Raw genomic sequence first — 16957 nt, forward strand, 5'->3', positions numbered from 1 at the left:
GCTCGAGAGGTCAGGCCTCACCGACAGCCAGTTCGATGACCCCCTCGAACGCGAGGGACTCCGCTCCCTCGAGTAAAACTACGTCGCCCTCGCCCCTGTCGTACTCGACGAGCCCGTGATCCGCTAGCATTGGCAGATGCACGTGGACGAGCGAAACGTGAACGTCCCGTCGAGCGCGTCGACGGTCCTCGGCGTCGTCCGGCAGGCACTCCCGTCTCGCAACCGCCTCGGCGAGGCCCTCGACTGTATCCTGCCCTCGTTCCGTGAGTGTCGTGAGGAGCCGTCGTCGTCGTGGATTCGCGAGTATCCGGTGTGCGACCTCCTGATTGCGAACCGTCGGTCGTGTCTTCGACATCGTACCAGCCCCTTCTCGAGTATCGAGGTGAAAACTGCGCCTAACCATGCAGATACGTCGACAAAAGGCCGCAGTCAGACACTGTCGACGACGAAACACGCGACGGCAACGACAGCGAACCGCCTCCACTCCCGCCCGCTCGAGTCGCTACCCGCTCAAAACGGACTCGAGAGGTAGGCCTTCGGAATCGCGTTCCGAACCGTGACCAGCGGGTCGACCACCTGGCTGATCTCGAGGCCGCCGACCAGGCTCGAGAACATGTACGCCTCGGTGTCGTCGAAGTCGTGCTCGGCGGCGAGCAACGCGATGGCGTCCTGGTTCGCGAGTTCGCAGGCCGCCTCGAGCGTCTCGGCGCTCGCGATGGGCTTCCAGGCGTCGCTCGTCTCGACCAGCGGGCGCTCGAGGCTCGTTGCAGGGTCGGAGAGCACCTCGAGGGTGACGTCGATTTCGGTGGCGATCTCCGAACCCGTCCCGCACATTTCGCCGTCGGCCATCGCAGCCTTGCAGTCGCCCATCGCGAGCATGGCGCCCTCCTGGAAGACGGGGAAGTAGACCGCGTTGCCGGCCGTAATATCGGTCGTATCGAGGTTGCCGCCGTGGTCGTGGGGCACGAGCGTGCTGTAGCCGTCCTCGGCGGTGGCGACGCCGATGGTTCCGATCACCGGCGCGAGCGGCACCTCGAGGTTCCCAAAGGCGAGAGTATCGCCGTCGACCGGCGTCATCTTCGACCGCGGCGACTCGACGTTCTCGTGACTGTCGAGCAACCCGAAGCCGTCGATGGTGACGACCCGGCCCGCGTCCTCCGCGATGCGAATTTCCTCGATCTCGACCCGGAGTACGTCCCCTGGCGAGGCTCCGTCGACCGCGATGGGACCCGTCGCCGCGTTCACCTCCTCGGGGACCGCCTTGAGGACGTCCGAATCATCCTGGATCGCGCCCTCGAGGCTGTCGGCCGTCTCGACGGTCAGGCGATCGCCCGACTCGACGGTGATCGCCGGCTCGAGGTCGGGAGTGAATTCGTAGAGTTTGCCGTCCTCGTAGCTGATCGTGTGGTCGGTATCGATATCGGTCATGGCTCGAGTACAAAGAAGGGATGCCCCGGCCATCAAACCGCGTGGTCGTTCGCGGCCGTCGACCATTCCAGTTCGATGAGGTGGCCCTCGAGTGCTCAGAACATCACCCCACCCTCGAACGTCGCCACCAGCGTCCCGTCCTCGAGAGGATCCGGCGCCGTGGCCTCACGCTCGTCCCGTTCGAGGGCCGCGGCGTCATGAAACTCCGCCCTCGCGACGCCACCCCTGTCGATGGCGTAGACGACCGCGCTGAATCCGATGTCGGCCTCCCAGACCGCTCCGTCATCGGAGACGCCCGCTGTCGCGCCGGCCGCACGCAGCAAGAAGACGGTCGTGACTCCCTCGTGCCAGTCGAAGGTCTCACGTTCCCGAACGCTGTGACCGATGCGGAGGATTCGACCCGAACCGGATCGGTCACACAGCAGGTCGTGAGTGAGGTACGCTTCATCGAACGCGATGAGATAGTCGATCACCGCCTCTTCGTCGAATCCCTCCGGCATGACGGGGTAGGGGATCGTTTCGGCCGTCTCGTGCTCCTCGCGGTCGTCCCCGTACTCTACCTCGACCGTCTCCGACTCGACGTCGCACTCGGGCCGGGTCGGTTCGCCGTCGAACGCCTCGAGGACGCGGCTCTCGTCCCCACCACCGCCGTCAGTTCCACCGTCGTCACCGTTCTCACCGTTTTCAGCGCCGTTTCTGTCGTTCACACTCGAGGGTCTAGCTTCGTCGGCCAGACAGCCCGCCGCGGCCGCCGTCGTGGCACCGAGTGCAGCCAGTATTGCTCGCCTGTTCATACCCGTTCGTACGAAAACAGCGGTGAAAAAGCCGATGAAGGCTAAAATCGTCGTTTTAGCTTGGAAGAACGGATCGTCAGAACGGGAGGCCGAACTCGAGGTAAAACAGCGCGAGCAGGCCGGCACACGTCGCGAACGTCACCGCGAAGACGGGCTTGCTCCACTCGAGGACGGACTTGCCGTCGAGCGGCCCAAAGGGGATCATGTTGAACGCGGCCAGGAACAGGTTGATCACGACGCCCATGTGTCCGATCTGCTGGAGGAGCGCCGGTCCCTCGAGCACCCGCGTCCCGACGAGCACCGGCAAGAAGAGGCCGGCGAGAATCAGGTTCGTCACCGGGCCGGCGACGGAGATCAGCCCGTTCTCGCGATAGGTAATCTGTCCCCGGTGGTAGACGGCGCCCGGCGCGGCGAAGAGGAAGCCGATCAGCGCGCTCATGATCGCGAGAAAGAGCATCTGGTAGTCGGCCCGAAACGCCGCAACCTGGCCGAAGCGAACCGCGACGACCTTGTGAGCGAGTTCGTGCAAGAGGAACGCGACGCCGACGGTGACGAAGCTCAGCGCGATCATCGTCGCAAAGTGGCCGGGCGAAGCCCGTCCGAGGTGAATGGGGGCGAGCAGGAGGGCGAACGCGACGCTCAGGACGATCCACGCGAGCGCCAGGTCGAACAGTTCCCGATCACTGAAGGTGAGCGGGGAGGGTCGCTCGTAGCTCACGAGAGGACCTCGTAGATCAACTCGAGACTGTTCTGGGCGCCCCTGATGAGTTCGTTCATCAACGCGTCGACCCCGCCGAGTTCACCGCCGGCCAGCCACGGTAAGACGACCAGGGGGAAGAGGAACGTCGCGATCATGCTCCCGACGTTCGTCAGTGCGACGATCATGATGAGTCGGAACAGCGGCACGTCGAACATCTCCTCGATGGACTCCGTGATGGGTTTCGACGTGTCGCCGATGATGGTGTTGAGCGTCCTGATGTCCGTGACGTTCACCGGCCGGTACCGGAGCTCGACGTAGCCGGCGAACCAGCCGGGAGCCAGGAGCGGGTTGATGCTCGTGAGCCAGGCGATGGCGCCACCGACGCCGGCGCTGGTCCAGCGCGCACCGGCCAGGCGAGCCAGCGTGAACGCGAAGACGCCGTTGAACAGGAACCACGCGAGGAACACCTTGAGCAAGAAGACGTCCCGGACGCCGGCCATCAACAGGAGGAAGAAGAAGCTGACGAAGGCGATCATCACGAGGTAGCCGATGACCTTGAAGATCGAGAACCGGCGACTGGATGCCGTTCCCGTGATCGACTCCATAGCCGGCAGGGTCTCGGGCGCCGCGAGGTAGCGTTCGATGCCGGCTTTGTGGCCGGCGCCGACGACGGCGACGACGTCGTAACCCTGCCCTCTGAGCGTGTGGAGTTTGTGAGCGATGAAGGCGTCTCGCTCGTCGATCAGCGCGTTGGCCCCCCTCGGACTGAACCGGCGGAACTCCTCCATCATGGCGGCGACGACGTCCCCGTCGGTCATCTCCTCGATGTCGATCTCCTCGATGTTCTCGACGTCCGACGTGAGCGCTTCGAGCAAGAGACCGATGGCCGCGCCGATGGCGACGCCGATCCCGAGTCCGGCGAGTCCGCTGACGAGGCCACGGATAGCGAAGTCCCCGGCCGCCTCGAGCGCACCGGCGTCGAACGGGCCGACGAACGTCTCGGTCGCGACCAGTACCCCCATTCCGACGACGCCGAGCACGGCACCCGTAACCACCCGGAGCGAAGAGCCGCTGAGCAAGCGACCGGTGTACTCGTCTGCGTGCTCGAGCGACGGGAGAAAGAGCAACCCGACGAAGAGCCCGCCGATCAGCCCGATGCCGAGCGCGCCCACGTACTGAAGCATCGTCGGATTCGTAATTCCGAGGCCGAGTGCGCTCTCGAGGCCGGCCGTGGTGGCGAACAGGGTTCCGAAGAGGAGCCCAAGGGCGAGGCCGAACACCCCGCCGAAGGCGACCGAAAGCGTCCGGGGATCGGTGACCCCGAGGGCGAGCCCGCCGACCATCTTGAGCTTCTCGGTGGCGGTGAGCCGTGCCCAGAACCGCTGAATCGTCACCTGAATGTCCCGGTCGACGAGGGCGACGCCGTGGCCGTTGCGCTCGGCCGCCTCGATGGCCGCCTGCATGTCGGCGCCGGGTTCGACGTCGAACTGTTCGCCGAGGCGAGACTGGACGTACGAGAGCATCCAGTAGGCCAGAAACTGGAAGACGGTGTTGCCGCTCAGGAGGTCCTTCGCTTCGATGTCGTCGGGCGTGCCGCCCTGCATCTGGCGGTACCGCCCCTCGTCGAGTTCGACGGCGACGACGTCGGGGTCCTCGCGGTCGATCGTCTCGTGGACGTCGTCGACGCTCCGCTGGGAGACGTGGGCCGTCCCGAGAACGTGGATCGAGCCACGACCCCGTTCCGGCGGTTCGGGTGGGTCCGGAACGGTCGCATCACCTGCATCGCTCATTGTCGGGGTAACTCGCTCACGGCTTTTACCAGTATCGAAGGGTAACGAAATGTTCCTCGAGCGGTAGGCGGACGATCCGATACCGGCTCCGGATACGAGCGCCCGATCACCGTCGTCGACGACCACCGGTTAGCGCGGCCACCTCGAGGAGCAGCGCGGAGAGGACGAGGCCGAGCACGACGATTCCCGCCAGGCGGAACGTCAGGCCGTCGATCGACCGCGCGGCGAGCCACGCGAGGCCGAGCATGGTGGCGAGAACGAGGCCGCCGACGAGTACCTGACCGGGAACCCCCAGCCATCGGCGTAGGGTTCTGTAGCTGTCTCTATCTCTACCGCTGTCTCGGGCACCCATCGGTTCGTTCGTCCCGAGTCCGCAGGCCACCGTGATAAGTGCTGGTGTTGATACTCGAGGCGCGTCGCAGGTGATCGAAACCGACCGAAAGACACTGATTCCCGGACGGAGAAGCCAGCAGCGATGACCGCGCTCCTCGAGACGCTGATCGAAAACCGCGAGATGGTCCAGCCGAATCACTCGAACAACCTCGAGACGGCCCACGGGGGGAACGTCATGCTCTGGATGGACGAGATCGGCGCGATGTCGGCGATGCGGTTTTCGGGCGAGACCTGCGTCACGGCCCGGGTCGACCGAATGAACTTCGAGCGGCCGATCCAGGTCGGCGACGTGGCGTTCATCTCGGCGTACGTCTTCGAGGCCGGTCGGACGAGCATCAAGACGCGACTTCGGACCTACCGCGAGGACCTCCGAACGGGCGAGCGAGAGAAGACGACCGAGTCGGTCTTCACGTTCGTCGCCGTCGACGATGACGGCAAGCCAACGCCGGTTCCGGACCTGACGGTCGAATCCGAGCGCGGCGACGAGTTACGTCGGGAGGCGCTGGAGTACGATACCGGCGATCGCTGAGCGCTCGGTGACACGGGCCGCGTCTACAGTGGGACGTCAGTACCGGACTGTCCGCCGTCCGACCGATGGAACGCGACCGACGCTACTAACCCGACGAGCGTCGTCGGACCCGACGATGAGAATCGCGATCACGGGTGGCACCGGATTCGTGGGATCGCACTTGGCTCGACGCCTCGGCGACGACGGGCACGACCTCGTGCTGATCGCTCGAGGGGTCGACGAGCCCAACGTCGACCTGCTCGAGCGTGAGAACGTCGAATTCGTCCCAGCCGCCGTGACCGACGAGCGGACGCTACGTGAGGCGTTCGTCGACTGCGAGGCCGTGGTCCACCTCGCCGGAATCAATCACGAGCGCAGGGCACAGACGTACGAGGCCGTCCACGTCGACGGGACGAGGAACGTCGTCGAGGCGGCGACCGACGCGGGCGTCTCGACGCTCGTCCTCACGAGCTACCTGCGCGCACGTCCGGACTGCGGGTGCGCGTACCACGAGTCGAAGTGGGAAGCTGAACGGATTGTCCGCCGGTCGGGACTCGAGTACACGGTCGTCAAACCCGGCGTGGTCTACGGACCGGGGGATCGGATGCTATGGGGAATCGCCCGCTCGCTCGCGACCGTTCCGGTGTTCCCGCGGGTCGGGCTCAGAGCGCGTCGGATTCGGCCGGTCGCGATCGAGGACCTCGTCGACGTACTGGCGGCGTCGATCCTCGAGGACCGGCTCTCGGAGACGACGGTCGCCGTCACGGGCCCGGAGGAGCTGACGGTAACCGACCTCGTGAACCGCGTCGGCGACGTGATCGGGCGCTCGCCCCTGATCGTTCCCGCGCCGGTTCACGCGCAGATTGCCCTGTCCTGGGTCCAGGAACGAGCGCTCGAAACGCCCATCGTGACGACCGCCGGCGTCCGAATGCTCGCCGAAGAGGCGACTGAGCCGGCGCCGGAGGGCGTGTGCGATCCCCTGCCTGACGCACTGCGGCCGACCCGGCCAGTTACGCCTGAACGAATCGCGGCAGGCCTTCCCCGTCTGAAGCCGTTCGGCGTCGGGGACCTTCGGTGGCCCTGACGATCGAGGGCGATCCGCCGGACTCGAGTTCGCCTCCCTCCCCGTCCCTCCCCGCCCCTGTCTCGGACCTACGGAAACCGAATCGTTGCTTCGGTGGGATCGATCTCGACCCGTCCACCGATCGGGATCGGCACTGTCGGCCATGCATGGCCGAACTCGAGGCCCTGCACCACCGGCGCGTCGGGGTTGTACTCCGCGAGGACGTCCGCGACCACCTCGCGCTGTTGCTCCCGGTAGGTTTCGCGCCACTCGGGCGGCCGATCCTGCTGGTGTGACCGGGACGCCGGTCGACCGACGAGCACGCCCGCGAAGCGCTCGAGCAGACCGCGTTCACCCAATGCGCGCAACACGCCGGCGACCCACTCGGGGACGGGGACCTCCTCGGACGTTTCGAGGGCGAGCACCGTCCCCTCGAGCGCGGCGTCCCCGGGCAGGTACCGGTCCGCGAGGAACTGCTGGTCGATGATCTCGAGACAGCCGCCCCAGACCCGTCCGGCGACGGCGTCGGTCCCGCCAGACCAGTGCCAGCCGTCGCTCGCTTCCGTCTCACGTGGCTCCTCGAGAGCCTCGGGATCGGCCCAGTTTCCGGGCTGGTCGGTGAATCGCTTGGCCGGTTCGACCGTCCCGATCGAGTCCTCGAAGAACGCCCGCTCGGCGTACTCGATGGTGTGATCGAACAGCTCGCCGTCCATCGCCAGTTCGACCATCACCGCGGGACCGTAGAACGAGACGATTCCGAGGTTCCACAGGTACGTCGCGAGATTGGTGTTGTCGCTGTAGCCGTAGAATCGCGTTGGGTTCTCACGGAGGACGTCCGGCTCGAGGTGTGAGAGCATCCGGATCTGGTCGTTGCCGCCGATGACGGCGATCACCCCGTCGACGTCGGGGTCCGCGAAGGCATCCATTACGTCTCGAGCCCGGGCTTCGGGGTTCTCGTAGAGTTCCTCCCGGCCCATCTCCGTGGTCGGATACTCGACCGGCTCGAGGTCGAAGACGGTTCGCAGGCGCTCGAGTCCCAGTTCGTAGACGTGAGGTGCCTCGAGCGCGGGATTCGACGCCGGAGCGACGACGGCGATCCGGCTTCCGCGCTCGAGTGGCGGTGGCGTGACGAACTCCTGATCGTCCATAGGTGTGACTGTGCCGGTCGGCTCAAGAAACTATGCCAGGTTTGCGAGGCGATAGCACGGTCCGGGTCAGCCGAGCAGGTCCTCGAGTTCCGCCAGCGAATCGAGAACGTACGTCGGCTCCAGGTCGGCGGCCGCGACGTCGGCGCGACTCGCCACGCCAGTCGTCACCAGCGCGGTATCCGTCCCGGCCCGCACGCCGAGTTCGATGTCCGTATTCAACCGGTCGCCGACGACGAGGGTTCGCTCCGGGCCACCCTCGAGGCCCAGGCGCTCGAACGCGGCGTCGGCCGCGATTTCCGAGGGCTTGCCGAGGATGCCGTCGACCTCGCGCTCCGCAACGGCCTCCATCGCAGCGATGATCGTCCCCGACCCGGGAACCATTCCCCCGTCGGTCGGGATCGTCACGTCCGGGTCCGTCCCGTAGAACGCGTCGGCGGACTCGAGCGCCGTCAGCGCGTCGCCGAGGTCGTCGTAGGTCAGGTCGCGGTCGATCGACCCAAGGACGACGGCCGCCTCCCGTGGGTCGTCGGTCACGGCGAGCGAGGCCGCCTCGAGCAGGGCCTCGAGTCGTGACTCCCCGACGACGAAGACGGACGTCTCCGGGTGGGCGTCCGCGAGGAACTCGGCGGCGACGGTTCCGGACGTGAGCACGCGACGCGGATCGACGGCGAGGTCGTGCGCCGACAGTCGCTCCTCGTAGTGGGCCGCCCCGCGGGTCGGGTTGTTCGAGAACAGCAGGCGGTCGCAGCCGGCGTCGTCGATCGCCCGGATGCCCGCGGCCGCGCCCGGCAGCAGTCGGTCGCCGCGGACGAGGGTTCCGTCGACGTCGAGGATCACCGCCTCGTAGCGCGTCATGGCCGGCATCTGGCGCGCGAGCGTGTTGAGCCTTCGGGTCGCAGCGTTCGCGCCGGCACGAGATGGCTGTACCAATCCTTATTCACACCCCGGCCGTACCACCTGCCATGACACTCGAGGTCGAGCCCCCGGATCCGCCCGAACTCTCCTACGTCGACCCCAACGAGTACGAGGACGCGACCGTCGTCGGCGAACCCGACGACATCGACTACCGCCGCGAGGAACTCCAGGCGTTCCTCGAGGAGGGCGCCTGGGAGGAGGCCTTCGACGCCTGGCGCGAGGACGCCGACCTCGAGCCGCGAGCGTTCGAGATCGCGACCGACCTCGGCCTGTTCTCGCAATTCGACTTCTTCTGGGACGACTTCGCCGACCGCGTCGGCTACCACGCACCGGGCATTCCCGAGGACTGGCAGGAAAAGGAGTATCACCCGAAACTCGACTCCTGGGGGACCGTCTCCTCGATCAATGCCGAGCTCACGGAGTTCGGGCAACTGGTCTGTGAGCTCCTCAAGGACGAGTACATCGACTGGGAAGCCGAGTACGAGCCACCGGAGGACTTGCCGGACTTCTAGACGCACGAGTCAGCCACTCACAGCTCTGAGGAACACCGAGAAACAGTGACCGCAAGGAACAGTAACCGCGAGCTACATAAACCGCGCTAGAAGCGTCCAGAAGGCGTCAGCGGAGTTCGGGCGCGACTTCCTCGCCCAGCCGATAGATGCACTCGCGCATGGCCTCGGTGTCGGTGCCCGGGTGGTACGTTCGGAAGATGACGTGGATGTCGTCACCCAGCACTTCCCGATAGGTCTCGAGCTCGTCGGTGACCTGTTCGGGCGTGCCGAAAATCGCCTGCTCCTTCAGTTCTTGCTTGCGCTCTGCGGGGAGTTCCTCGACGGGCTCGCCGGAGAAAATCTCGGCGTAGCGTCGCTGGATGTAGAGGTAGCCGTCTCGCATGGCCTCCCAGGCCGCCTCGCGGGAATCGCCGACGAAGCCGTGCTTGATGACGTAGATGCCGAAGTCGTCGTCCAGTCCTTCCTCCTCGCGTACGTTTCGAATGTCCTCGACGCGCTTCTCGAGGCCCCGAAGCGAGAGCGACGAGGGCGCACACCAGGCGTCGGCGGTCCGTGCGGCCCGCCTGACGGCCGGCTTGGCCTTTCCGCCCAGCATGATCGGGACGTCACCATCGGGTTTTGGCGTGACGGTCACGTCGTGGGAGACGTCGTGAAACTGCGCGTCGTATTCGAGCGGGCCTTCGGACCAGGCGGCCCGGCAGAGGTCGACCTGGTCGGCCAGGCGCTCGACCCGTTCCTCGCGGGGAACACCGAAGGCGTCGAACTCCCGGGGATTGGAGCCGATGGCGAGTCCGAGGGTCATCCGCCCGCCCGAGAGCAGGTCGACGGTCGCGGCGTCCTCTGCGAGGCGCACGCCGTCGTACAGCGGCGCGAGCGCGATGCAGGTCCCGATCTCGACGTTCTCGGTTGCGGCGGCGAGCGCGCCCAGGGTGGGCATCGTCGCCGAGAGGTAGCCGTCCTCGGCGAAGTGGTGTTCCGAGACCCACGCGCTATCGAGGCCGACGTCGTCGATGGCCCGGCCAAGCTCGAGGACCTCGTCGTAGAGTTCGCTCATCGAGCGGTCGTCGTCCGGCCGCTGCTGGCACGTGAACAGCCCGGTGCCGAGTTGCATGGTGTGAAAATTGCCCGAGGGAGGTAAAGTCGTTTCTACACGACGGCGTCTATACACGATGCACGACGACCGACACACGACGGACAAATGGCGATCGACGGCTACTCGTGACCGCCTCGCTCGTGGCGATACGCGTCGCCCGCTCGAGCCAGCGTACGCGCGACGCGAATCGGCTCCGGGCGACCACCTTCTGGCGTGAACGCCCGGACGAACGACGCAGCCCGGTCCATGTCGAGGCCGACTGCGCGAACGTAGACGGTCTCCGCTCCGTCTGAACTCATCTCCTCTGAACCTGCCGAGTCCGAACCCGTCTCACCCTCGAGACGAACCGATCGCCTCGGCGGGAGCGACCGATACCGCTCGAGGCGCGTCTCGAGCGCCTCGCCGGAAAACGCCTCGCGGATGCCCGACTCGAGACCGTCGCTCTCCTCGAAGGTGACCGCGACGACGGGAACGCTCGTCCGATCGTGGATCGTCTCGAGGTCGAGCAGGTTGTACCAGGCGGGAGCGACCGCGCCGACGAAACAGACGCGAACGTCGGGGCGATCGAGACTGGTGACGAGCGAGACGATCGCCTCGGTCGCATCGAGGCCGCCGACGGTACACCGGTCGAAAATCGCGCCGTCGAGCACGCGGTCGGCGCGGACGACGGCGCCGGCGAGCGTGCTCTGGTCAGCCCCGGGCCGGTACGACTCGGCGACACCGAGCGCTCGCGTCCCGGGTTTCAGGTTCATCGCGGTCCCGCTCTGTGAACCGACGCGCTAGTTGCGATCTTTGATGTCTTTGAGCCGATCGAGCAGTTCCTCGCTCGAGGCGCCGTTTTCGAATTCGATACTCCCCTGGTGGTTGGTTTCGTCCGACTTCACCGCGTCGTCCTCGTCAAAATCCGTATCGACGTCTCGTTGTTCGGACTCGTCGTAGCTTCCGAACCCCATACGCGGTAAACTACAGGCCGAAGCCAAATAAGAATACTGGCACCACGTCGATACGTTCGCCGACTCGAGGCCGTCAGTTACTGACCAGCGCCTGTCGTTCCTCTTCCAGTCGCTGACAGCCCAGGACCAGCGACTCGGGGAGTTCGTCGGCGTGGGCGTAGAGCGCCTCGAACACCACAGCCACCTCTTCGAACCGCGGACCGCGGGAGGCGACCAATGGGTCCGACTCCCACTCGACGAACCCCCGGTCGGCCAGGAAGGGAAGATGGCGGTGGTAGAGTTCCATCCGGAGCATCTCGGGGTCTTCGGGGACGTCCGGATTGATCGCCCGTTCCGGGAGCGGAACCGTCTCGTCTGGCGAGACATCCATGAGCGAAACGATGAGCTGACGTCGCGGTTCGGCCGAGAGGGTTTCGAAGACGTCGTCCCACTTCCGTATCGTGTCCGTGCCGTTCTCGAATCGAACCATTGTCATGCCAACACGTTCGATCTGATCCTACTTAAGCGGACGACCTAATCGAACCAACGCTGACCGGTCACGAGAGCGAAAAGTGACGGGAGCAGACTCGTCCTCGAGCGTCCTGAACAGCACTCGACGGCCCTCAGAATCGGTCGACGCCCACTGGATCGGGTGCTCGCTCGAGGGCCAGCGTTTTGGTCGTCGGCGCGGATTCGTTCGTATATGGACGTCCACCACGTCACCGAGGAGGCCGATACGTTCACCTGCAACGCGTTCCTGGTCACCGACGGACGAACCACGCTCGTCGACGCCGGCGCGATGGACGGCGTCGTCGACGCTATCCGCGAACACACCGACGCCCTCGAGGCCGTCGTCCTGACCCACCAGCACGGCGACCACGTGGCCGAACTCGAGGCCGTCGTCGACGCGTTCGACCCCGCGGTGTACGCGTACGCGGATCACCCGCTCCGGACCGAGGCGCTCGAGGCCGGCGAGACAGTTCGGATCGGCGACGAGGACTTCGAGGTGGTGTACACGCCGGGCCACGCCGACGATCACGTCTCGCTGGTCTCGGCGACGACCCTGTTCAGCGGCGACGTCGTCGTCCACGACGATGGCGCGTTCGACTACGGCAGTTTCGGACGGACCGATATGCCAGGACAGTCACGGGAGACGCTCATCGAGAGCCTTCAGCACCTGCTCGATCGGCTTCCCGAGGGCGTCGAGCAACCTGTACGCCGGTCACGGCGAGGTGTTCCACGGGGACATCAGGGACGTTATCGAGACGGCGCTCGAGCGGGCGGAGAAGCGAGAGCCGAAGTATCCCGACGAGCAGTAATCCGGCATCATTAGTATAGTTATTGTAGTTGCTATGGTCTATATAGTAACTACAAATACGATATTAGACGCACTGTTCGGATAGCGATACCGCGGCAATTCCACGTCGTTGCGAACCACCTTCCTCTGTAACCAGCAGAGGGGCCGTGACCTCGGACGGACGAAACGATCGCTACAGTTACTAACGCCTGACGGCGCTATCGCTACGCGACCGACCTCGAGTGGAGAGAAGAGACGCCGGATCGATCAGGCCGCGCGGGCTTCCTTCGCCTTCGGGCGGAGGTTCTTGTAGCCGCACTTGCGACAGCGCGTCGCTCGCTGGGAGTTGCGGGCGTTACAGCGCATGCAGATCATCTTCTCGAGCGTCCGTTTTTCCGCGGCGTCGAAACTGGCCATACCGGTCGTTAGCCAGAGGGCCATATAACGGCTGTGATCCCTCCTTCGAGATACGACCACGGGACGCGAACCTCGAGCCGCACGGAACTCGAACCGTCGAACGGTACGCTTACAACCGGTTCGACCCTTTCGCCGAGCGTGAGCGACGACAGGGTGACTTCGATGCGAGCGATGCTGGTCCACCGGGGCATCCAGGCAATGGGCGTGGGCTTCGTCCTCTCGGGACTCGGCGTCGGTGTGCTGCTCGCCAGACAGGACGGCGTGGCACTCGGCGTCGTCGCCATCCCGCCGCTGGTTCTCTGCGGGGTCGGCGTCCTGTTGCTGGTGCTCGTCGGGTATCGGGGCTCGACCGAGAGCTGATGGATCCGGGAGAGAAACCGACTCACGTGTCCTCGTCTGCCAGATAGTCCGCCTGCACGGCGACGACTTCGCTCGAGTCCGCACACCCGGCGTACCGCCGCAGCGGTTCCTCGTTGAGCGTCAGGAACGTTTCACCCCAGCGAAACGGCTCGAGCAGGTCGGCAGCGGCTTCCTCGTGGCCGAAGATGCGGAGCGCCGCGGCGAGCGCCTCCACGGTCGTCAGCCGGAACGGGCGGCCGTAGTTGACGGGGTTAGCGGCGACCAGGAAGGGGAGCGCCCGGTGGACGCCCGACATCGAGAACGCGGCCTGCTCGGCGGACTCCCACGAGCAGTCGAGCGCCACGAGCGTGTCGAGGGCGTCGTCGGCGTCCGCCGGCGAGAGCGCCCGCTCGGCGTGGGGGTTGAGCACGACCCCGTAGGGGACGGCCCGCATCGAGCGATGGAGGATCGCCCGGTCGAAGCGCTCGAGGCGCCGGGCCGTGCACTTCTTCGGGTCGTCGTCGCCCTCGTAGTAGACGTGACACTCCACGCCTCGAGAGAGGAGCGAGGGGACCAAAAGGAGGTCGATCTCTGCGTTCCCGATCTCGTTCGGAGGATGGTACCAGAGACGGAACCTGCCTCGAGCCGACGACCGAGCTCAGGCTTCGTGGATCGCCTCCCCACGATTCAGCCGCGAGGCAATCCGGAACGTCTGCTCGGCCTCGCGGTTCGTCGGGAAGTGGGCGGCCATGTACCGCGCCGTTGCGAGCAGCGGCATCCGTCGCGTACGCTCGTCAACCGGCGATTCACCAGTCCCCGCATCGGCCGCTCCCTCCCTCGCGAGCAGGTCGAACTGTCGGAACGCCGCCTCGACGTTCTGGAGCGTGTGGAAGCCGGCGTCCTCGCGGAGGAGCCCGCGGCCGAGCGTCTCCTTCAGGTCGTCGGGGTCGCCGCCACAATCGAAGAACTCGGCGACGAGTCGACCCGCCTCGTCGACCTCGCCCTCGCGGTCGAACGTCTCGAGGAGGGCCTCGAGGATCACGTCCGGCTCTCGTCCGGTCTCGTTGTCGCCCGGCTCCGGTACCGGCGCGGGCGGCGTGTTGAGGAATCGATCGAGGTAGACGCTCATCGCAGCGTCGAACACGCCGCGGTACAGTTCGACGGCGTCGGTCCGGCGGGTCGTCTGGTGGACGGCGTTGGCGTAGGTGAAGGTGTGGTGGACCGTGTTCCAGTCGGTGAACTCGTTGGCGACGCCGAACTGGGCGACCCGCGTCGTGGCCGCTCGCGTGACGACTGCCGCGAGGTCCTCGGTCGTCGCGCCGTCGGCGACGGCGTCGGCCAGTGCGTCGACGATGGCTTCGGGGTCGTCACCCAGCAACGTGGCCTCGAGATCGGCCGGCGCTTCCCACTCGCCTGCCTCGCGAGCGTCCGCACCCTCCGCGGCCAGCGCCTCGAGGCCGCTCGTCTCGCCCACGTCGCCGCCGTAGACCTCCTCGAGCAGGGCCACGAGGTCGACCGGCTGTCGCCACGCCGAGGACTCGTCGCTCCGGGTGGCAGTCACCAGCGGCTCGACCAGCGACGCGAGGACGTCCCCCGCGAGGTCCCAGCCGACGTGCTCGAGGGACTCGAAGGCCGTGTTGGCGAAGTCCAGCACGTGGCCGGTCGTGAGGTAGGGGTGGTCCGTGGCGGCGGCGAAGACGATTTCGGCGACCTCGGATTCAGCGTGGCCGGCCGCGACGGCCGTCCGCAGACAGCGCTCGGCGCCGTCGGCATCACGCACCTCGACGCACTCGCGGAACCAGTCTTTGAGGCGTTCAAGGGACACCTCGCTCGTCGAGAACGAGGGCTGGTCGAACTTGGGTGGTTCGCCCGCGCAGTCGCTCGCGACGTGGCGAACGCCGGTGTAGAGCGCGCGCTTTCGGTCCTCGGGTTCGAGGTCGTCCATCACGTTCGCCATGCAACCAAGAATGGTGGCTCCGGAGGACCAGCCCAAGTCCCGGTACCGCGTGGCGAACTCGAGCGTCGTCGCCATCGGTTCCGTGTACTCCACGTTGGCGTCCAGCAGGCCGATGGTCGACTTGGCGGTCACCAGCCGCAGGTTCTCCTCGAGCCCCGTTTCCAACCTCTTTGCCCAGTGTTCGGCCGGCGAGGTCTCGAGCGGGGGGTTCGGGTCGACGTAGACGGTGCCGTCGCGGACCTCCGTCGGGTACGTGCGGACGTCGTCGGCCCACGGATCGAACGTGTCCCCACAGGAGAGTTCGAACCGGGCGTGGTGCCAGTGGCAGGTCAGGATGCCGTCGTCGACGGTTCCCTCCGCGAGGGGAAAGCCCATGTGCGGACAGCGATTGTCGACCGCCCGGACCTCGCCCTCGTGGTAGAAGAGGGCGATGGCCGTGCCGTTCTTCGAGAGCAGTTCGCGACCGTTCTCTCGCAGGTTCTCGAGGGAGACCGCCTCGACGAACCCCGATTCACTGTCGGATGACATACGAGAACGATGGATGAGGAGTCCTAAAGGCGTTCCCTGAAATCAATTTAAGCACGTCGAGCGGCAGAAACGGGTCTCGTGGTGAAAAGAGAACGCGGCGAGACTCGAGGGTCAAGGGTCGAGGGTCGAGGGTCGAATCTCGATCGGCCACCGACGAAAACGGATTCGAAGGCGCGAAAAACCGAATTGGGATCGGATTCGAACGGGGTTACTTGTGTCGCTCGAGCAGGTCGTAGCTGCGCTCCCACTCGGCGTCGTCGTCGAAGTACCGCTCCGCGAGCGGCTCCTCGGGCATCTCGCCCAGTTCCTTCTTCTGTTGCTGGTAGGACGGACGCTCGTCGACGAAGTACCGCCCGGTGAGGACGGTGCCATCGTAGAGCGCGTTTTCGGTCTCGAACATCATCTCCTGGGCCTCCTTGCGGTCGTGAATGTCGAAGTCGTAGTCGTCGGACTCCTGGACGTCGACGTACGGGACGTACTGTCGGGCGTCCTTGTTCCAGGTCGGACACTGGGTCAGGAAGTCGATGTGCGCGAAGCCGTCGTGCTCGATGGCCTCCTTGATGATCTCTTTGGCCTGGTTCGGGTTGACTGCTGCCGTGCGGGCGATGTAGGTCGCACCCGAGGTCAGCGCCAATGAGAGAGGCCGGATCGGAGACTTCGCGTTGCCGTGGGGCGTCGTCTTCGACGTGTGGCCCTTCGGGCTCGTCGGCGAGGTCTGGCCCTTCGTCAGGCCGAAGACCTCGTTGTTGAACACGATGTAGGTCATGTCGTGGTTCTCTCGAGCCGTGTGCATGAAGTGGTTGCCACCGATCCCGTAGCCGTCGCCGTCGCCGCCCGCGGCGACCACGGTCAGGCCGTCGTTGGCCAGTTTCGCCGCGCGGGCGACCGGCAGCGAGCGGCCGTGGATCGTGTGGAACCCGTAGGTATCGAGGTAGCTGTTCAGCTTGCCCGAGCAGCCGATGCCGGTGACGGTCAGGACTTCCTCCGGGGTGAGTCCGACCTCCGGGAGGGCCTGCTTCAGCGCCTTGAGGACGCCGAAGTCGCCACATCCCGGACACCAGGTCGGCTGGGGCTCGAGACCGGGCGTGAACTCGTCACGGTCGATCTCGCGTTCGTCGCCGATTGCGTTGAATGCACTCATAG

The 16957-nt window shown here is 66.0% G+C and carries 20 protein-coding genes and 1 pseudogene; 5 read left to right on the forward strand and 16 right to left on the reverse strand.

Going from position 1 to position 16957, the window contains the following annotated elements; translation table 11 throughout:
* Positions 1 to 10: 10 nt before the first annotated feature.
* The 6 genes from J1N60_RS19235 to J1N60_RS19260 form a co-directional block, all read right to left on the reverse strand.
* Entirely contained in the window at positions 11 to 355 is a 345-nt protein-coding gene (locus J1N60_RS19235) for a DUF7344 domain-containing protein (protein WP_312909593.1), read from the reverse strand.
* A 155-nt stretch (positions 356 to 510) separates the two neighbouring features.
* Entirely contained in the window at positions 511 to 1428 is a 918-nt protein-coding gene (locus J1N60_RS19240) for an acetamidase/formamidase family protein (protein ID WP_312909595.1), read from the reverse strand.
* A gap of 95 nt (positions 1429 to 1523) precedes the next feature.
* The gene (locus J1N60_RS19245; RefSeq protein WP_312909596.1) at positions 1524 to 2222 is read right to left on the reverse strand and encodes a hypothetical protein; all 699 of its coding nucleotides are present in this window, start codon (positions 2220 to 2222) and stop codon (positions 1524 to 1526) included.
* A 76-nt stretch (positions 2223 to 2298) separates the two neighbouring features.
* Positions 2299 to 2940 carry a zinc metalloprotease gene (locus tag J1N60_RS19250; protein ID WP_312909598.1) on the reverse strand — a complete coding sequence of 214 codons (642 nt, stop codon included), beginning with the start codon at positions 2938 to 2940 and terminating at the stop codon, positions 2299 to 2301.
* Positions 2937 to 4712 (reverse strand): TraB/GumN family protein, encoded by a 1776-nt coding sequence (locus tag J1N60_RS19255; RefSeq protein ID WP_312909599.1) that lies wholly within the window; start codon positions 4710 to 4712, stop codon positions 2937 to 2939. Before J1N60_RS19255 ends, J1N60_RS19250 begins: the two co-directional genes overlap by 4 nt.
* A gap of 106 nt (positions 4713 to 4818) precedes the next feature.
* Positions 4819 to 5064, reverse strand: a complete 246-nt coding sequence (locus J1N60_RS19260; protein WP_312909601.1) for a hypothetical protein — start codon at positions 5062 to 5064, stop codon at positions 4819 to 4821.
* Between the two features lie 123 nt (positions 5065 to 5187).
* On the opposite strand from J1N60_RS19260, the gene J1N60_RS19265 reads away from it, so the two are divergent.
* Both J1N60_RS19265 and J1N60_RS19270 read left to right on the forward strand, forming a co-directional pair.
* Positions 5188 to 5634, forward strand: a complete 447-nt coding sequence (locus J1N60_RS19265) for an acyl-CoA thioesterase (protein WP_312909603.1) — start codon at positions 5188 to 5190, stop codon at positions 5632 to 5634.
* Between the two features lie 115 nt (positions 5635 to 5749).
* Positions 5750 to 6697 (forward strand): NAD-dependent epimerase/dehydratase family protein, encoded by a 948-nt coding sequence (locus tag J1N60_RS19270; protein ID WP_312909605.1) that lies wholly within the window; start codon positions 5750 to 5752, stop codon positions 6695 to 6697.
* Positions 6698 to 6765: 68 nt separating this feature from the next.
* On the opposite strand, the gene J1N60_RS19275 is transcribed toward J1N60_RS19270, so the two are convergent.
* A complete protein-coding gene (locus tag J1N60_RS19275) occupies positions 6766 to 7824 on the reverse strand; it encodes a S66 family peptidase (RefSeq protein WP_312909607.1) in 1059 nt (352 codons plus the stop codon).
* Between the two features lie 66 nt (positions 7825 to 7890).
* Entirely contained in the window at positions 7891 to 8679 is a 789-nt protein-coding gene (locus J1N60_RS19280) for an HAD-IIA family hydrolase (protein WP_312909609.1), read from the reverse strand.
* Between the two features lie 107 nt (positions 8680 to 8786).
* Here J1N60_RS19280 and J1N60_RS19285 point away from each other — a divergent pair, with 107 nt between their 5' ends.
* Positions 8787 to 9251 carry a DUF7992 family protein gene (locus J1N60_RS19285; protein WP_312909610.1) on the forward strand — a complete coding sequence of 155 codons (465 nt, stop codon included), beginning with the start codon at positions 8787 to 8789 and terminating at the stop codon, positions 9249 to 9251.
* Between the two features lie 106 nt (positions 9252 to 9357).
* On the opposite strand, the gene J1N60_RS19290 is transcribed toward J1N60_RS19285, so the two are convergent.
* The 4 genes from J1N60_RS19290 to J1N60_RS19305 all read right to left on the reverse strand — a co-directional run bounded on the left by J1N60_RS19290 (position 9358) and on the right by J1N60_RS19305 (position 11772).
* Positions 9358 to 10362, reverse strand: coding sequence for an LLM class flavin-dependent oxidoreductase (locus J1N60_RS19290; protein ID WP_312909611.1), 1005 nt, complete (start codon positions 10360 to 10362; stop codon positions 9358 to 9360).
* A gap of 101 nt (positions 10363 to 10463) precedes the next feature.
* Positions 10464 to 11090, reverse strand: coding sequence for an endonuclease dU (locus J1N60_RS19295; RefSeq protein WP_312912622.1), 627 nt, complete (start codon positions 11088 to 11090; stop codon positions 10464 to 10466).
* A gap of 33 nt (positions 11091 to 11123) precedes the next feature.
* Entirely contained in the window at positions 11124 to 11297 is a 174-nt protein-coding gene (locus J1N60_RS19300; protein ID WP_312909614.1) for a DUF5786 family protein, read from the reverse strand.
* 73 nt (positions 11298 to 11370) lie between these two features.
* Positions 11371 to 11772 carry a hypothetical protein gene (locus tag J1N60_RS19305; RefSeq protein WP_312909615.1) on the reverse strand — a complete coding sequence of 134 codons (402 nt, stop codon included), beginning with the start codon at positions 11770 to 11772 and terminating at the stop codon, positions 11371 to 11373.
* A gap of 207 nt (positions 11773 to 11979) precedes the next feature.
* On the opposite strand from J1N60_RS19305, the pseudogene J1N60_RS19310 reads away from it, so the two are divergent.
* Positions 11980 to 12595: pseudogene (locus tag J1N60_RS19310) on the forward strand (MBL fold metallo-hydrolase).
* A gap of 245 nt (positions 12596 to 12840) precedes the next feature.
* Here J1N60_RS19310 and J1N60_RS19315 read toward each other — a convergent pair.
* Positions 12841 to 12990: a 50S ribosomal protein L40e gene (locus J1N60_RS19315; RefSeq protein ID WP_253429994.1), complete on the reverse strand. Its 150-nt coding sequence runs from the start codon at positions 12988 to 12990 to the stop codon at positions 12841 to 12843.
* 138 nt (positions 12991 to 13128) lie between these two features.
* On the opposite strand from J1N60_RS19315, the gene J1N60_RS19320 reads away from it, so the two are divergent.
* Positions 13129 to 13350 carry a hypothetical protein gene (locus J1N60_RS19320; protein WP_312909618.1) on the forward strand — a complete coding sequence of 74 codons (222 nt, stop codon included), beginning with the start codon at positions 13129 to 13131 and terminating at the stop codon, positions 13348 to 13350.
* 22 nt (positions 13351 to 13372) lie between these two features.
* Here the strand turns inward: J1N60_RS19320 and J1N60_RS19325 are convergent, their stop codons facing one another.
* The 3 genes from J1N60_RS19325 to J1N60_RS19335 form a co-directional block, all read right to left on the reverse strand.
* Positions 13373 to 13879: a DUF367 family protein gene (locus J1N60_RS19325; protein ID WP_312909619.1), complete on the reverse strand. Its 507-nt coding sequence runs from the start codon at positions 13877 to 13879 to the stop codon at positions 13373 to 13375.
* 108 nt (positions 13880 to 13987) lie between these two features.
* A complete protein-coding gene (locus tag J1N60_RS19330) occupies positions 13988 to 15814 on the reverse strand; it encodes a Rieske (2Fe-2S) protein (protein WP_312909621.1) in 1827 nt (608 codons plus the stop codon).
* 208 nt (positions 15815 to 16022) lie between these two features.
* On the reverse strand, positions 16023 to 16955 hold the full coding sequence (locus J1N60_RS19335; RefSeq protein WP_312909623.1) for a thiamine pyrophosphate-dependent enzyme: 933 nt from the start codon (positions 16953 to 16955) through the stop codon (positions 16023 to 16025).
* Between the last annotated feature and the right edge of the window lie 2 nt (positions 16956 to 16957).

The organism is Natronosalvus caseinilyticus (genome assembly GCF_017357105.1).
Taxonomy (GTDB): domain Archaea; phylum Halobacteriota; class Halobacteria; order Halobacteriales; family Natrialbaceae; genus Natronosalvus; species Natronosalvus caseinilyticus.

Excerpts from the sequence above, each read along its gene's own strand:
- J1N60_RS19235 (WP_312909593.1), bottom strand. The coding sequence starts at position 355 with ATGTCGAAGACACGACCGACGGTTCGCAATCAGGAGGTCGCACACCGG.
- J1N60_RS19240 (WP_312909595.1), bottom strand. The coding sequence starts at position 1,428 with ATGACCGATATCGATACCGACCACACGATCAGCTACGAGGACGGCAAA.
- J1N60_RS19245 (WP_312909596.1), bottom strand. The coding sequence starts at position 2,222 with ATGAACAGGCGAGCAATACTGGCTGCACTCGGTGCCACGACGGCGGCC.
- J1N60_RS19255 (WP_312909599.1), bottom strand. The coding sequence starts at position 4,712 with ATGAGCGATGCAGGTGATGCGACCGTTCCGGACCCACCCGAACCGCCG.
- J1N60_RS19260 (WP_312909601.1), bottom strand. The coding sequence starts at position 5,064 with ATGGGTGCCCGAGACAGCGGTAGAGATAGAGACAGCTACAGAACCCTA.
- J1N60_RS19265 (WP_312909603.1), top strand. The coding sequence starts at position 5,188 with ATGACCGCGCTCCTCGAGACGCTGATCGAAAACCGCGAGATGGTCCAG.
- J1N60_RS19270 (WP_312909605.1), top strand. The coding sequence starts at position 5,750 with ATGAGAATCGCGATCACGGGTGGCACCGGATTCGTGGGATCGCACTTG.
- J1N60_RS19275 (WP_312909607.1), bottom strand. The coding sequence starts at position 7,824 with ATGGACGATCAGGAGTTCGTCACGCCACCGCCACTCGAGCGCGGAAGC.
- J1N60_RS19280 (WP_312909609.1), bottom strand. The coding sequence starts at position 8,679 with ATGACGCGCTACGAGGCGGTGATCCTCGACGTCGACGGAACCCTCGTC.
- J1N60_RS19285 (WP_312909610.1), top strand. The coding sequence starts at position 8,787 with ATGACACTCGAGGTCGAGCCCCCGGATCCGCCCGAACTCTCCTACGTC.
- J1N60_RS19290 (WP_312909611.1), bottom strand. The coding sequence starts at position 10,362 with ATGCAACTCGGCACCGGGCTGTTCACGTGCCAGCAGCGGCCGGACGAC.
- J1N60_RS19300 (WP_312909614.1), bottom strand. The coding sequence starts at position 11,297 with ATGGGGTTCGGAAGCTACGACGAGTCCGAACAACGAGACGTCGATACG.
- J1N60_RS19305 (WP_312909615.1), bottom strand. The coding sequence starts at position 11,772 with ATGACAATGGTTCGATTCGAGAACGGCACGGACACGATACGGAAGTGG.
- J1N60_RS19315 (WP_253429994.1), bottom strand. The coding sequence starts at position 12,990 with ATGGCCAGTTTCGACGCCGCGGAAAAACGGACGCTCGAGAAGATGATC.
- J1N60_RS19330 (WP_312909621.1), bottom strand. The coding sequence starts at position 15,814 with ATGTCATCCGACAGTGAATCGGGGTTCGTCGAGGCGGTCTCCCTCGAG.
- J1N60_RS19335 (WP_312909623.1), bottom strand. The coding sequence starts at position 16,955 with ATGAGTGCATTCAACGCAATCGGCGACGAACGCGAGATCGACCGTGAC.